We start from the raw sequence: 15175 nt of genomic DNA on the forward strand, positions 1-15175 counted from the left end.
GAAAAGGCCAGCAAATATGCTGGCCTTTGTTTTACTGCAACATGGACTAGGCGATTTTGAACATCCCGATTTGTTCGGTGAGTTTCTTTGCCTGTTCGTTAATACTGATGGCAGTGCCATCGGTATTGACCGTTTTCTCTGAGACGGTTTCGGAAGAACGGGCAATATTCGTCACGTTCATCGAAATTTCTTCCGTCACTGAAGATTGTTCCGTCGCCGCTGTGGCAATTTGGGTGTTCATGTCATTAATGTCCACCATCATGCCTTCAATTTGTGCCAGCATTTCGTTGTTTCGGTTACAGTTTTCTACGCTGCTTGCCACAAACTGATTGGCACCTCTGATTCCGTTGACCACTTTGTCTGTTTCCGCCTGAAGTGATTCTACTTTGGCGCGGATTTCTTCTGTCGATGTTTGGGTTCGAATCGCCAGCGAACGCACTTCGTCAGCAACCACCGCAAAACCGCGTCCTTGTTCACCCGCACGCGCAGCTTCTATCGCGGCATTCAGTGCCAAGAGGTTGGTTTGTTCTGCGATGCCCTGAATGACATCAAGCACAGTGCCAATTGAGTGACTTTCGGCTGACAGTTGCTCCATGGACTGGGTTGCTTCGTCCATCTTGTCTGAGAGGGACGAAATTTCGTTGACCAGCTGCTTGCCAACATCGGCACTTTGACGCACTGATTGCACCACATTCTCAGAAGACTCTGAGGCGGTATTGGCAAAATTCGCAACCTCTGAAATAGATGCGTTCATTTCTGTTGCGGCAGTGGCTACTTGGCTTGAATTAGATGCTTGCTGGTCAACCTCACCGCGCATCGAACTGATGTTTTGTTGGATATCCGAAGATGCGTCGCCAAGTGCTTTGACGGTGGCATCTGCGCCTTTAATAACCGTCATAAAGTCATCAAGCATGGTGTTCATTGATGACGAAAGCTGGGCAATTTCATCCTTGCCGCTGGCATCCAAACGCATCGTGAGGTCATGATTTTTGGCGATGCTGGTGATACGTTGGGTGAGATTGGCAATCGGCTTATTAATGCTTGAAGCAATCACCCAAGCGCATATGATAGCAATAGCAATAATCACGACGCCTGTAAGAGCTGCCGCCTGATACAAAGTGGACTCAAGAGCGTGAACCTCGAACAGCGCTTCTTGTTTGTTTATCTCTGAAATCAGTGCCCATTGGATGCCAAGAATATCTATCGGTGTGTAGGCAGCGAACACAGTGCTACCAAGATGATTCTCCGTAGCAACGAAGCCTTTTTCACCTGCAAGCGCCTGGCTCGCGTATGTTGAATCTATAGGCTGCTGCCCTGCAGAAGACTCTGTGGTGGCAATGCGGTCGACCTGTTTCTGCGGCACGCCAAATGTGGCAAGTAGTTTGAGGTATTCTTCTTTATCTTCAACCAACATACGAGCTTGAGAGCGCATCAGGCCGTCTGGGCCAACCAGGAAAGACTCCCCGGACTCGCCCAAACCGTCTTCTCGCCACCTCCCGTGGTAAGTCATAATGGTGTTAATCGTATCAATGGGCATTTGGAAGACGAGTACACCGATGTTTTTTCCATCTTTTACGATCGGGGATCCAATGAAAGAAGCGGGGCTGTCATAGGAAGGGTAGTAGGGTTTGAAATCGACAAAGGAAAACTCGCCTTTGCCTAAACTTTTCGCACCAGTAAACGCTTCAGCAAGACCGCTGTCTTTGTAAGGGCCTGTTTGGAGGTTGGTCGCGAAGTCGAGCTCTTTGAAAACTGAGTACACGATATTGCCAGAGTTATCGACCAGAAAGATGTCGTAGTAACCAAATGACTCCAGAAAGGTGCGGTAATTGTTGTGAAAAACCTCGTGAACCTCACTGTAAGTCGTGCCATCGCTTGCCTTGTCTAACAGGTGCTTATTACCGAGTGGGTGTTCGTTTAAACCGATATATGCCTGTTGCAGAAGCAATCCGTTTTGACCAATGCTGTCGAGGTTTGATAGGGCGTCTGTACTGGCATTATTGGTTTCCCTGAACGTAGCCCCAAATTCATTTTGGTAATAGTTCTTGAGAATGTCTCCCTGCTCCGTGGTTGGGAACGTCTCTGTGGTGACACTTTGGAAGCTTTTCGCAAATTGAACCATGGCATCTTCTGTCATGGTTGAGTTGGCCAGATTGGTGAGCTGTTTACTGATGTTGACGAAATAATCTTGCACTTCCGCTTTTTTCACTTCTCTGACTGAAAGCAGTTGATTCTCCAACTGATGTTCAATCGCTAATGAGGAAGTATTGATGGCAGTTGCTGTGAGTAAACTCGCTGTCGCAATGACAGCGATGGCGCTGATTGCGATGAACGCGGTTTTAATTTTTGTAGAAATTCTCATTGTCACCTTGCTCCATAAAAGAGACATGCGATCCAAATAGGTTTCTTGAAAGTGTAGGAAAACTTTTTGACAAATTGTTTACTTCGCGCAGGAATCTTTGTGCGGGCTCATTAAGGTAATGAAAGTGAAGGGAATTAGTTTTCATTATTAAAAACAGAGGGATAGAAATTTAAATTAAGAAGTGAAATACGGTAAATGTGGAGGGTTGTTGGTGGGATTGTATGACTTTATGGTCTTTTCGGTTTTTGCGGTGGGTAAGAGAAATTGGACAAAGTTTATAAGCCTTTGCCCACTTTAAAATGTGTTGATAATGAATGAGGATCTGTATTTATTTGTTATTTATTGACTTCTCTAAAATGGCAACGGAGTAATACTGGTCAAATTTATAGCCAACATCAGTCAATAGCCCAACCTGTTGAAAGCCAAGTTTTTCGTGCAATTTAATTGAGGCAGGGTTCGGTAAAGTAATCACAGAATAAGCTCTAGACACCGGAGAAGATAACATTTTGTCCAAAAGAGCCTCCATCAGTGCTGATCCTAAACCCTTGGCACGCACGCCGGGGTGGAGGTAGATCGTGATTTCAGAACTGACTTTGTAGGCCTGTTTTTCCCTGAACTCGCTGTTATAGGCAAATCCAATCACTTCGCCATGCTCGTTCTCTTTGACTAGTACATGATAGTAACCCTCACTGTTTTTCAGCTTTTCCAGCCAGGCTTTACGTCGTTCGATTGTCCATGGCTCGTAATCGAAAGTGATCGAGGTTTCACGCACATAGTGGTTGTAGATGTCGTTAATGGCCTGAAGATCTCCGGCCTGTACTGCTCGAATTGTCATACTGCGTCCTTGCTGAACTCAGACAGTGCTAGTTTAACTGCTGCTTCTGCATGCAGTTCAGTGGTGTCATAGAGAGGAATAGGAGTATGCTGCTGCTGGATCAACAACCCTATTTCAGTGCATCCCAATATAATACCTTCAACCCCACGGGCTTTAAGTGCATCGATAACAGAAAGATACTGTTTGCGGGAATGCGTGTTTACCTCACCTTGAACCAGTTCTTGGTAGATAATTTCGTGAACAATGTCCTGATGCCAACCTTCCGGAACAGTCACCTGAATACCGTGGGAAGTAAGACGCTCCTTGTAGAATGGCTGTGACATGGTGAAGCGTGTTCCCAACAAACCAACATGCTTGATGTCATCTTCTTTGAGCTTCTGAGCGGTTGCATCGGCAATATGCAGGAGAGGAATGGAAATCGCGTCTTGAACTTCAGAAGCCACTTTGTGCATGGTGTTGGTACCAATCAGCATAAAGTCAGCGCCTGCGGCTTCAAGCTTTCTTGCTTCTCCTGCTAATTGTTTTGCAGATTCATCCCAAGCATCAGCGCGTTGCTGAGCCTCAATTTCGGCGAAATCGACGCTGCTCATCAGGATTTTCGCGGAGTGATGACCACCTAAAGCTTCCCGAGTGTATTGGTTCAATAACCTGTAGTAAGTCGCTGTCGACTCCCAACTCATTCCGCCAATTAAGCCAATGGTTTTCATATTCGTATCCTTACGCGCGGGTCTTCTCGAATATATATCGAACAAGCTGAGGAAATAAAACACTTTTTGGGCTCAGAGCTGAATCATTTTTTGGACGGCAAAGTGCTTTCAATTTGCGGCCCATGTTACATTGTTGGCTTTCCACCTTTGCTGATGTTGCAAAGGAGATACTCAAATAACAGGAGTAGGTTGAGTGACTGCGATTAAACGGGCACAAATAGCGCCGCAAGGGCCAGAGCTTTCAGAGCTCGTTCAAGGTTATTGGCGCCTAGGTGAATGGGGAATGTCTCCACAAGAGCGCCTTACCTTTATCAAAAAGCACCTTGAACTGGGTATCACCACGGTCGACCACGCAGACATCTACGGTGGCTATCAGTGCGAAACGCTGTTTGGTGAAGCGCTGAAGCTGGAGACTTCACTACGCGATAGCATGGAGATTGTCTCCAAGTGCGACATCAAGCTGGTGAGTCAGAGTGCTCCGGAGCGTAAAATTAACCACTACGACACCGGAGAAGCGCATATTCTGCAGTCAGTCGACAACAGTCTTTCCCGTCTTGGCGTGGATAGTCTGGATGTGCTCTTGATCCATCGCCCTGATTGTTTGATGGATGCTGATGAAGTGGCTGTTGCATTTGAGAAGCTTCATACCGCCGGTAAGGTGAAGCACTTTGGTGTCTCTAACTTTACACCTTCTCAGTTTAACCTGCTGCAATCCCGCATGGATAAGCCTCTGGTGACGAATCAGGTTGAAATCAATCCAATTAATTTCGACGTCGCACACGATGGTACTCTGGATTTAATGCAGCAATTGCGTGTTCGTCCAATGGCGTGGTCTTGTTTGGGCGGTGGGGAGGTCTTCTCTTCGGATTCTGAGCAAGCCATTCGTCTGCGAGCAACGCTGCCAGAAATTGCTGAGGAGCTCGGTATAACGATGGAGCAGGTGATTTATGGCTTTGTTATCCGTCATCCAAGTCAGCCTTTGCCAATCGTTGGCTCGGGTAAGATTGAACGTGTGGAATCTGCTGTGGGGGCAATGTCAGTCGAACTGAGTCGTGAGCAGTGGTATCGCATTTGGGTTGCAAGCAAGGGTCACGGTGTGCCGTAGGCCATTTCTTTTTTGCACTTCAGCGTTAGCGGTTGGTTCCGTCTGAACTTATGCTGGCGCCAATTCCTTTCAACCAACTGTTGTACCAACTTCTTAGCGACTCTATGGGTCTAGGGCGGCAAATGAGAAAGCCTTGGAGCAACATCTCTGGGTAGTTGGAATGCAAGTATTCTAACTCTTCGATTTGTTCGATTCCTTCAGCAACTAATTTGACATCGAACTTATCCATAATATTCACCAATGACTGAACAATAACCTGGCTGAACTGGTCCTGATGAATTTTGCTTATCAAGGTTCGGTCGATTTTAATCTCGGTGAAAGGCAATGTACGCAGTTGTTGGATGTTGGTGAAACCTGTGCCGAAGTCATCAAGTGATACACCGTGTCCCCGAATTCTCAGTCTGTTAAGAGACTCCATTTGTTCGGAGCTTTTCAGTGCATATTCTTCTGTGATTTCCAGAGTGACGCGGGACTTGTCGATACCGTGTGCTTCAAAAAGAAACTCCAATCGATTGGGTACTTCCAAATCAGCCAGCTGTGAGGCAGACAAATTGAGGCTTATTGTGACATCTTCTCCAAAGATATCTGACAGTTCTTTAATGTCTGACGCTGTCATCTCTGCCAGCTGCATTGTGAGGAGGTCAATCAAGTCATTTTCAATGGCTGTTGGGATGAAACGACCCGGTAAAATAGCGTTGGATTCACCTGGCTTTTGAATCCTGGCTAACACTTCCAGACCTTCTACGCGATTGTTTTGTGAGTTCAATTTTGGTTGATAGTAGGGTACTACCTGTCGGTGCGTAATACAGTCGATGAGCTCAGAGGGAGACATTCTCTGGTAGTCCAGAAATTTTCTTTCTTCAAAGTGAGTTAATCTGTCCAGAGTTAGCTGCAGTGCGTCTTTGTTAATGGGCTTTGCAATATTGCCCAACAGACAAACCTGTTGCTGACGAGCAATTGAACTCGCCAGTTCAATAATCCTTGCGTCCAGCCCAGACACGATTGAGACACCTCCGGTAAATTTCATTTTTCCTAAAGCTCTAATCACCGCCATTCCATCAATAGAGGGCATGTTGAGATCGGTGAATACAATGTCATATTTGTTGGGCGCGCGACGTAGTTCTTCTAACGCTTTGTAGGGGTTACTGAAAGTGTGAACATTATTCTCACCAATTTCTGATAATAGAGATCTCACCATCAGTAAAATAGCTTCAGAATCGTCAACGACGAGAATGCTTCTTTCCACAGGCAATCTTCCACATAAGATTTTCGGTTATCAAATATAAAACTAGATGCTTAAAGCCAAATTTCAATCAGGTCTGAGTGTGTGGATCTCTATGTTTTAGCAGCGTCTAATGCAAATATTTAATGGTTTGAAAAGGTTAGTGGTTCGGAGGCTAATTTAATCCACAGAAAAATAGTGTCTTTATTGTGAGCAGTAGAGAGTACCGTATCCGGCCAGTGGTTTTGTGACTCTTCGGATACGCTTCACCGTACGGTATGTAAGCAGGGAAATATGGAAATGAAAAAACTGGATGTGATGGAGTTAATGCTACTCGCTGCACTTTGGGGAGGCTCATTCATCCTTATTCGTTATGCAGTGCCGGACTTTGGCCCATTGGCTTTAATACTGGTGCGAGTTGGCCTCGGCGCACTGTTTTTGCTTCCGCTATTACAACTCAAAGGGCATACCGCCGCTTTCCGTGAGCATTGGTTTCACGCTTGTGTCGTCGGGCTTTTTAGTTCGGCTATTCCATTTATTCTTTTTGCCTATGCCATGGTCAGTGTGACCGGGAGTTTTGCATCTATTGTGAATGCAGGTACGCCTATCTGGGGGGCGATTATTGCCTATCTTTGGCTTGGCGAGTCGCTGAACCGTGATCGGATATTGGGTTTGTTACTGGGTGTACTAGGGGTGATCATCCTGGTTTGGGGCAAGCTGGATTTTGGCGATCAAGGTCTGGGTTGGCCGGTCGTTGCTGTGCTGGGCGCTACTTTGATGTATGGCATCTCCGCGAGTTATACAAAGCGATTCCTGACCGGAGTTCCACCATTGGTGACAGCAACAGGCAGTCAGGTTGGGTCAACAATTGTTCTGCTGCCTCTGGGACTGCTTTTTTGGCCAGAAACTGCGCCAGATTCTGCAGCCTGGATCGCGGCAGCCATTTTGGGGATTGCATCTACCGGCTTTGCTTACATCCTGTTTTTTAGACTGATTAGCAGGGTAGGGCCAACCAATACGATCGCAGTCACTTTCCTTATTCCGCTATTTGCTGCGGTTTGGGGTGTTGCCTTCCTGGGGGAAATCATCACACCGAGAATGTTGGCGGGGGGATTAACGATCTTTGCTGGTACTGCCCTAACGACGGGAATAGTGAGTTTCGGACGAAGGGAAAAGCGAGCATAAAAAAAGAGCCCGAATGGGCTCTTTCCGATCCTGTTTTTTCATCACTCAGAGCGTACAGGCTCGGCGGATGTAAGAGGTGTCACTTCCAAAAGCGGTGCTGCGTCAATGTTGTCAGCGTTCATCATCGAAGAGATGCGCTGGACAGAAGAGATCAGTAGGGACTGTTCCCACTCTTCGAGAGACTGGAAGCGGGAAATAAAGCTTTCCTGCAAAGGCTTTGGAGCCTGCTCTAATGCTTTCACACCTTCAGGTGTTAAATGGGCATGAACTTTACGCTTATCCAGATTACTTCTCACACGCACAATCAGGTTACGGTTGGCCAAGCGATCAAGAATTGTGGTCGCTGTTGCCTGACTCATGTTGGTGTGGTTGGAAAGCTGACGAATGGTGACTTCGCCCAGTTCCTGGATTGCACGCATCAGAACCAACTGGGGTCCTGTCAAACCTGCTTCTTTATTCAGTTTTCTAGAATGCAGATCGATAGCGCGGATGATTTGTCGTAGTGCAACCAGAACCTCTTCGTGCTTCTCCATAGAAGCCTCTCCTTTAGACAGCAGGATGTTAAAAATCGCGGGGATTATCGATATAAAAGATCAAGATTTAAAGACCTTTTACACAGGAATATTGCTGATAGGGCAATAAGCTTAAAAGACGGAGACTTTCATCACTGATTCACAGCAGAATGTGCGCCGTTGTTGAAGGAAAAATCCCAGCGATTATCGGATATTAACTTGTATTTCTCACTTTAACTTTAGGTCAACCTTACACCCAAGGCTCAATCTGTCTCAAGCGATGTGACACGAACCTTCACCCGAACCTCTCATTCATCCTTGAAATAAAATGAAAGTCCCAAAATTTCAACGAATGATTACGTTTGGTCAATCTAAATGATAAAAACTATCAATATCATTTGAATTTACTCGAGTGTGAATGTAATAATTGTTGTCGATCGCAATAATTTGTTACAACTACACGCATTCAAGGAATGATTATGAAGCGCTCCACTTTGGCAATTGCCAGCTCTATTTGGGTTCTTTCTTCTGTTTCAACCACTGCAATGGCGGCAACGCCGGACGAAGTCGTAAACCACTACGCAAATCTGGCTCATGCTGTTTACAGTGATGCGCAACAATCTGCGATGAAGTTGGATTCCGCGATTGAAGCCCTCATCGAATCTCCATCTCAAGCCAACCTAGATGCTGCAAAAGCAGCTTGGGTTGCTGCACGCGTACCTTATCAACAATCTGAAGTATTCCGTTTTGGTAACGCTATTGTGGACGACTGGGAAGGTCAGCTGAATGCTTGGCCACTGGATGAAGGCTTGATCGACTATGTAGCAACGGATTATCAATACGAACTGGGTAATGGTGGTGCAGTAGCGAACATCGTGTCTAACACTAGCATTCAGGTAGGTAGCGAGAAGTTGGATGTCACCGCTATTACGCCTGAGTTATTGGCTTCTTTGAACGAAATTGGTGGGTCTGAAGCGAATGTGGCGACAGGTTATCACGCTATCGAGTTCTTACTTTGGGGTCAGGATCTGAATGGCACTCAATCTGGTGCGGGTGAGCGTCCTTACACTGATTTTGCCTACGGCGAAGAATGTACCAACAACAATTGTGACCGCCGACGTGAATACCTGAAAGCCGCTTCTGATTTGCTCATAGAAGATTTAACTTGGATGGAAAAGCAATGGTCTGCGAATGAGTCAGGCAACTACCGCGAAACCCTTTTGAAAGAAGACACCACAAACGGTCTGCGTAAGATGCTGTTTGGCATGGGCTCACTTTCACTCGGTGAGTTGGCAGGCGAACGCATGAAAGTCGCGTTAGAGGCGAACTCGACGGAAGACGAGCATGATTGTTTTTCTGACAACACGCACAACTCCCACTATTACAACGAGCAAGGTATCTACAACGTACTGACTGGCTCTTATCAGCGTATTGATGGTTCTGAACTGACGGGCCCTTCACTGCTGGATATGGTGAAGAAGAAAAACGATAAAGCGGCTGCACAAATCAAAGCTGATTTCGACTCTGCCCGCACTGCCGTTTACCAACTCGTAGAATCTGCTGAGAAAGACAATGTGCATTTTGACCAGCTTATTGCGTCCGACAACGCTGATGGTAACAAGCTGGTGAACAACGCCATTTCTGCACTGGTTCAACAAACCCGCAGTATTGAAACGGTCGCTGCGGAGTTAGGGATTTCCAACCTGAACCCTGACAGCGCTGATCATCAGTTCTGAGTTTGATTCTTATGTTTTACCAAGCCTCCCTGGGTTTTAGGCCTTAGGGAGGCTTCTGTCGTTTAGCTGGTTTCAATGTCGTTATGAAATATATTCCTTTCGCTTTTGCTGTAATTGCCTGTTCTGCCAACGCCTCTGCTATTAAATCCGGTGGAGATACCACGACCAACAAGCAGGGTGTCAATGCCTTCTCACAACCTGCCACCAACCTTCCTATGATTGAGCGCATCGACTTCAGCGTCGGTAACAGCTTTTTCAGAAACCCTTGGGTAAGTGCGCCTGCTTCGACGGATGCAAGGGATGGACTGGGCCCACTTTTCAACACAAATGGTTGCCAGAACTGCCATATCAAAGATGGGCGCGGTCATTTACCCAAACCAGGCGATGACAACGCCGTTTCTATGCTGATCCGCCTTAGTATCCCTGCAATGACAGATGCGCAGAAAAAAGCGCTGATCATGTCAGGTAACATCCCTGACCCGGTTTATGGCGGCCAACTCCAGGACTTCGCACTTCCGGGGGAGAAGCCAGAAGGTCGGATTGCCCTGAGTTTCGAGAAACACAATGAAACGTTCAAAGACGGTTATTCGGTAGAGCTTCGAAAACCTGTCATCACTATCGAAGATCTCAATTACGGAGACATGCACCCTCATATAGAGAAATCTGTTCGTATGGCGCCACCTATGATTGGTCTTGGTTTGCTTGAGTCTGTCACTGAGCAAACGATGAGGGGTATTGCCGAAGCGCAAATCAAAGAGGGCAAAGGCGTATCAGGGCGTCCAAACGAAGTGTGGGATGTTCTGCAGGAAAAAACCGTCGTTGGACGCTTTGGATGGAAAGCCGGCCAACCCACACTGATGCAGCAAAACGCGGCGGCATTTAATGGTGATCTTGGCTTAACCAGTGCTTTGTTCCCCGCGGAGAACTGCACTTCAGCCCAAACACTCTGTGAACGGCTGCCAAATGGCGGTACCCCTGAAGTCACAGAAAAGGTGCTTAATTTCGTTGAGTTCTATTCCCAGCATCTAGCTGTGCCTATGCGTCGAAACCTCGACGATCCCAAAGTGCAACTAGGGGAGAAGCTCTTCACCGACGCAGGCTGTGAAAGTTGCCATCAATCAACGCTTCAAACCGGAGAGCGCACTGATAGGCCAGCGCTGAGCAATCAAATTATTCATCCTTATACAGATTTGCTGCTTCATGACATGGGTGAAGGATTGGCAGACAACCGCGGTGAATTCATTGCCAACGGGCAGGAATGGCGAACTGCGCCGTTGTGGGGCTTGGGCTACACCGAAGAGGTGAATGGACATACCGAGTATCTGCATGATGGGCGGGCAAGAAACGTAATGGAAGCGGTTCTGTGGCATGGCGGCGAAGCCGAGAACAGCAAACAACACGTTTTGGGATTCGATAAAACGCAGCGCGAAGCCCTGATTGCTTTCCTGAATTCGTTGTAGGAGCGGTAGCCATGTTTGTTCAATCACCAATGAAAACACTCACGCTAAGCGTGACGCTGTCACTACTGTCGGGTTGTTTCAGTGAAGCAGCATTGAAAGAGAGTGAGCTGGTAATGTGGGAGATGCAAAAGCAATCCACTAAGCGATTTCTCGAAGCTGCAAGAGCGTTGGAAGGAAGTGTTCGTGGACTCTGCAAAACACCTTCTGAAGAAAAACTGAATCAAGCGCAGAGCATGTGGATCGAAACCATGAGGGCTTGGCAGCCTTTTGTGGGAGGGAATTCTGGCAACGAAGCGGCTATGTCGATCAGTTGGAACATCCAGTTTTATCCTGACAAGAAAAACACTACGGGTCGTCAGTTGACCCAGCTCTTGAAGAAAGATGCGGTTCCAACTGCTGATGAGTTGGCTCAGCAAAGTGTTGCTGTGCAGGGGCTTGGCGCGATTGAATGGTTGCTGTTTGACGAGGCAGATGTCGAGTCCATGGAAATGCGTTGTCCTCTTACGCTGTCGGTAGTCGGTCGAAGTGTGAAATCAGCAGAGGCGCTGGACAGCGCGTGGCAGGTCAACCCTTGGAATGACCTGACTGGGAAGCAACTGGAAGCAGAGACGCTTCGCAGCGTGACCTCCCAACTCGATGCAATTTCAAAGACCTTATCATTACCAATGGGCAAGCCGGGTTTCCCCAAGCCTTATCAGGCTCAGGCTTGGCGCTCTGGTCAATCGAATGCGTTTTTGAGAGATGGACTGGTGTCTTTACAACAACGGTACGAATCCATACTCCAACCACTGTTGGTTGAAAAAGGACATACCGAACTTGCTCACCGTTTGGATTTCCATTTCGAGTCGGCGGTGAAAAGTGTTCCGGAAAGCATGTCAATGGCACCGCTACTGGTAGATAAGTCGGGCTATCAGTCATTGATGATTGTTGCTAACAACATTGATTATCTGCAAACCGCACTGAGTGACGAAGTAGGGCCAACGTTGGGCTTGGTGGTTGGGTTTAATTCAACGGATGGAGACTAAAGGGTGAGTATGAGCCAAAAGCGTCGCCGCTTGTTATTGTCTTCATTGGGTTTGCTTACTACAGGAGCTTTAGCTGGTGGTTGGCGTGTTTATCTGAATGAAGCCGATAAAGCCAAACCAGCGTTTCTTGGCTGTGCCAAAACATCAGACGGAAGTTTCGCGGTAACGGCAGCGAATTCAAATGGGGAGGTTTGCTTCCAAACCTCATTACCCGGACGTGGGCACGGCATAGCAATAAACCAGAATAGATCGCTTGCCTATGTGTTTGCGCGGCGTCCAGGACAATTCATTGAAAGCGTCGATCTGGAAACAGGCGCCGTTCGCAACACGACTTCGCCGCCAGCTGGAAAATTCTTCTACGGGCACGGCGACGTACTAAGAAACCAACTCTTTGTCGTAGAGGGAGATATCGCAACGAGTGAAGGCAGTATTGGCATTTATCACACCCATCGAAATGGCTCATTGACCCGTGTGCGTGAAATTTCTGGCTTTGGTATCGGTCCTCATGAAATGAAGGTTATCAATGGCACTACTCTGGCAGTCGCTGTTGGTGGGATCCGCACTGAAGGCAGGAAGAAATTGAATCTGGATTCGATGCAGCCGTCATTGGCGTTGTTGGATATTGAGTCAGGACAGGTGAAAGAGAAATACACCTTAGAAGATCCAAAACTGAGTATTCGCCACTTGGCATTGAGCCCAAAAGATGACGTGGTGATTGCGCAGCAATATCAAGGAGACGCTGAGAACATCGTTCCATTATTGTCAATAAAAAGACCAGGACGTGACATTACGCATCTCAAAGCCAGTAGAGAACAGTGGACGCGTTTTCAGCAATACATTGGCAGTGTTGCGTGTACAGAATCGCAGATAGTTGCGACTTCTCCACGTGGAAATTGTTTTGGAATTTGGGACTTAGCCTCAGGCGTACTTACTGAGATGGGATCATTGATCGATGCCTCGGGTGCGGCTGCGGAGAAGGACCTTTTTGCTCTCAGTGCGGGTAGTGGGCGATTAGTCATACGTAATCATCAAAAAAGTATTGCTTTTCAGCCTTCTAGCGTCGTTTGGGATAATCATTGGGTCATGCTTTAGGATGATGCTTTTCTAACCCTTTGTTTTCCAATATTCATAAAAATTCCGCCAGCGAAAACCGCGCCATTTGCCATACTATGATCTCTAACCGGAGGTAGCGCATGTTTTCTGCTCGTACGCTTATCAAGGCACTGTTTGTATATATTGCCATGCCATTGGCCGCTAACGCACTGGAAACTATGGAGTCACCTAATAGTGTCTCTAAAGAAGCCGTGCTGTGGGTCAAACAGGCCGAGCCGGAGCCAGGTGTCGTCAATTTCACTTATGACGTCGCTAAAATTTATGAGTATTTCTCTTATGCTCCTATCTGGCATGACTACCGTGCAAAAGACGAGCTTGAAACCCAGATAAATATTATCTCGTTGGCAGGTATCAGTCAGGATTTTGAATGGCGTGCGGTTATCTTGCGTCAGTTAAGAGCCAGTGGTGATTGGCGTGCGTACGACGTGTTCGCTACTGACAGCCTTCTTGCACTGATTGGTTACATCGAATCAATTCCTGAATTTGGCAAGAGTTGGTATTTCGGTACGGATATCAGTGAAGCTTTACCGCGCCCAACACTTACGCAAACCAATAATCTAATTGTTTCTGCCAGCAGAAACGAACTTTATGATTTTGTGTTTAAGTTGCGTCCGGATACGCCTCAGTACCGTGAAATGGCAAAAGCGATTGTTGCTCTTCAGGATCAAGAATCCATGTACTGGCCGAAGGTGACGCAGGGTGGGCTGATCAAGCACGGCGCAAAGCTCGAAAATCCGGATAACCTGATCACCAATCTTGAGCGCCAGGGTGTTTTGAGTACCTATGACGCGCAACGCCTGAAGATAGAGCAAGTGGGTTTTTACAATGCCTTGTTGGTTGAAGCAGTCAAACGTTTTCAAGAAAGACATGGCTTGAAGCGAGATGGTGTTATCGGCAACAAGACGCGTCGTTGGTTGAATATGTCGGTGAACTCCAGGATCCAAATTCTTGCCTTGAATATGGAGCGTCTGCGTTTGTGGCCGACAGATCGTGAAAAAATCATTCTGGTAAACATTCCAAACTACGAAATGGAACTGTGGATGGACAGTCAACTTGTTCTCGACAGCAAAGTGGTTGTGGGTCGACCAAGCCGAAGGACGCCACTGTTTGAATCGCGCCTAGATTCCGTTGTCTTTAATCCGAGTTGGAATGTGCCAGTTAAGATCATGCGTGAAGACATTTTACCTAAGGTGCAACAGGACAACGAATATTTGGATAAACACTCTTATACCGTCCTGAGTAGCTGGGTAAATGGATCCGTGATTTCCTCTGAGGAGATTGATTGGGAGAGCGTGAGCCCGAATAATTTCCCATACCGTCTTCAGCAGTCGCCGGGTAACTTCAATGCACTTGGTCGCTACAAGTTCAATACGCCCAATGGCAATGCTATCTATTTGCATGACACGCCAGCCAAAGGTTTGTTCAGCAAATCGCGCCGCGCATACAGCTCAGGCTGCATCAGAGTGCAGAAAGCGGAGATATTGGCGCAGGTGTTGTTGAGCCGGTCTGGGTTGGAGTTTGGCGACTACGAATATTACCAGCGTATTCCCGAGACTAAGTGGGTATCGCTGCGTAAGAAGATCCCTGTTCATACCATTTATCAGACTGCATGGGTGAATGACGACGGTGAAGTACAGTTTCGTGAAGACGTCTACCACTACGACGCGCGCCCAAAGCGTAATGCAGCCTTTTCATTAACCGCTAAAAACCAACAGTCTTAACCGCTTCAAACCGGATTGTGGTGAGTGTCAGTGTGATGCTTACCACAATTGCATATTTTTACACTCTCCTGACAAAGTCTAAAACCCGGTGAAAATCATCAGGAAACGGTGTTATTTACAGTAGCTTGCTCATTATCGAGACATTTTGGGGTTTGATAAACATTTTCAATATCGCTAGATTCCTCTTGTTTT

12 protein-coding genes are annotated in these 15175 nt (G+C 47.0%); 7 read left to right on the top strand and 5 right to left on the bottom strand.

Annotation, left to right across the window (positions count from 1 at the left end; genetic code table 11):
* Nucleotides 1–46: 46 nt before the first annotated feature.
* From D515_RS17945 to D515_RS17955, 3 genes are all read right to left on the bottom strand, one after another.
* Nucleotides 47–2362, bottom strand: a complete 2316-nt coding sequence (locus D515_RS17945) for a methyl-accepting chemotaxis protein (protein ID WP_039850282.1) — start codon at nt 2360–2362, stop codon at nt 47–49.
* A 328-nt stretch (nt 2363–2690) separates the two neighbouring features.
* Nucleotides 2691–3197, bottom strand: a complete 507-nt coding sequence (locus tag D515_RS17950) for a GNAT family N-acetyltransferase (protein ID WP_002540522.1) — start codon at nt 3195–3197, stop codon at nt 2691–2693.
* The gene (locus tag D515_RS17955; RefSeq protein ID WP_002540524.1) at nt 3194–3904 is read right to left on the bottom strand and encodes an aspartate/glutamate racemase family protein; all 711 of its coding nucleotides are present in this window, start codon (nt 3902–3904) and stop codon (nt 3194–3196) included. Before D515_RS17955 ends, D515_RS17950 begins: the two co-directional genes overlap by 4 nt.
* A 193-nt stretch (nt 3905–4097) precedes the next feature.
* On the opposite strand from D515_RS17955, the gene D515_RS17960 reads away from it, so the two are divergent.
* Nucleotides 4098–5009, top strand: a complete 912-nt coding sequence (locus tag D515_RS17960) for an aldo/keto reductase (protein WP_002540525.1) — start codon at nt 4098–4100, stop codon at nt 5007–5009.
* Nucleotides 5010–5034: 25 nt separating this feature from the next.
* Here the strand turns inward: D515_RS17960 and D515_RS17965 are convergent, their stop codons facing one another.
* Nucleotides 5035–6261, bottom strand: a complete 1227-nt coding sequence (locus tag D515_RS17965; RefSeq protein WP_152442393.1) for an EAL domain-containing response regulator — start codon at nt 6259–6261, stop codon at nt 5035–5037.
* 270 nt (nt 6262–6531) lie between these two features.
* Here D515_RS17965 and D515_RS17970 point away from each other — a divergent pair, with 270 nt between their 5' ends.
* Entirely contained in the window at nt 6532–7416 is an 885-nt protein-coding gene (locus D515_RS17970) for a DMT family transporter (RefSeq protein WP_239643992.1), read from the top strand.
* A 41-nt stretch (nt 7417–7457) separates the two neighbouring features.
* Here D515_RS17970 and D515_RS17975 read toward each other — a convergent pair whose 3' ends face one another.
* Nucleotides 7458–7949: a MarR family winged helix-turn-helix transcriptional regulator gene (locus D515_RS17975; RefSeq protein ID WP_002540528.1), complete on the bottom strand. Its 492-nt coding sequence runs from the start codon at nt 7947–7949 to the stop codon at nt 7458–7460.
* Between the two features lie 458 nt (nt 7950–8407).
* Here D515_RS17975 and D515_RS17980 point away from each other — a divergent pair, with 458 nt between their 5' ends.
* The 5 genes from D515_RS17980 (at nt 8408) to D515_RS18000 (ending at nt 14983) form a co-directional block, all read left to right on the top strand.
* Nucleotides 8408–9664 carry an imelysin family protein gene (locus tag D515_RS17980; protein ID WP_002540529.1) on the top strand — a complete coding sequence of 419 codons (1257 nt, stop codon included), beginning with the start codon at nt 8408–8410 and terminating at the stop codon, nt 9662–9664.
* An 83-nt stretch (nt 9665–9747) separates the two neighbouring features.
* Nucleotides 9748–11124, top strand: coding sequence for a di-heme oxidoreductase family protein (locus tag D515_RS17985; protein WP_002540530.1), 1377 nt, complete (start codon nt 9748–9750; stop codon nt 11122–11124).
* An 11-nt stretch (nt 11125–11135) separates the two neighbouring features.
* A complete protein-coding gene (locus D515_RS17990; protein ID WP_002540531.1) occupies nt 11136–12149 on the top strand; it encodes an imelysin family protein in 1014 nt (337 codons plus the stop codon).
* A gap of 9 nt (nt 12150–12158) precedes the next feature.
* On the top strand, nt 12159–13241 hold the full coding sequence (locus tag D515_RS17995; protein ID WP_039850283.1) for a DUF1513 domain-containing protein: 1083 nt from the start codon (nt 12159–12161) through the stop codon (nt 13239–13241).
* Between the two features lie 101 nt (nt 13242–13342).
* The gene (locus tag D515_RS18000) at nt 13343–14983 is read left to right on the top strand and encodes a L,D-transpeptidase family protein (RefSeq protein WP_002540533.1); all 1641 of its coding nucleotides are present in this window, start codon (nt 13343–13345) and stop codon (nt 14981–14983) included.
* The last annotated feature ends 192 nt before the right edge of the window (nt 14984–15175 follow it).

Source organism: Grimontia indica (genome assembly GCF_000333895.2).
Lineage (GTDB): Bacteria > Pseudomonadota > Gammaproteobacteria > Enterobacterales > Vibrionaceae > Enterovibrio > Enterovibrio indicus.

Coding starts and splice junctions, on each gene's coding strand:
- D515_RS17945 (WP_039850282.1), bottom strand. CDS start 2,362: ATGAGAATTTCTACAAAAATTAAAACCGCGTTCATCGCAATCAGCGCC.
- D515_RS17955 (WP_002540524.1), bottom strand. CDS start 3,904: ATGAAAACCATTGGCTTAATTGGCGGAATGAGTTGGGAGTCGACAGCG.
- D515_RS17950 (WP_002540522.1), bottom strand. CDS start 3,197: ATGACAATTCGAGCAGTACAGGCCGGAGATCTTCAGGCCATTAACGAC.
- D515_RS17980 (WP_002540529.1), top strand. CDS start 8,408: ATGAAGCGCTCCACTTTGGCAATTGCCAGCTCTATTTGGGTTCTTTCT.
- D515_RS17990 (WP_002540531.1), top strand. CDS start 11,136: ATGTTTGTTCAATCACCAATGAAAACACTCACGCTAAGCGTGACGCTG.
- D515_RS17975 (WP_002540528.1), bottom strand. CDS start 7,949: ATGGAGAAGCACGAAGAGGTTCTGGTTGCACTACGACAAATCATCCGC.
- D515_RS17985 (WP_002540530.1), top strand. CDS start 9,748: ATGAAATATATTCCTTTCGCTTTTGCTGTAATTGCCTGTTCTGCCAAC.
- D515_RS17970 (WP_239643992.1), top strand. CDS start 6,532: ATGAAAAAACTGGATGTGATGGAGTTAATGCTACTCGCTGCACTTTGG.
- D515_RS18000 (WP_002540533.1), top strand. CDS start 13,343: ATGTTTTCTGCTCGTACGCTTATCAAGGCACTGTTTGTATATATTGCC.
- D515_RS17995 (WP_039850283.1), top strand. CDS start 12,159: ATGAGCCAAAAGCGTCGCCGCTTGTTATTGTCTTCATTGGGTTTGCTT.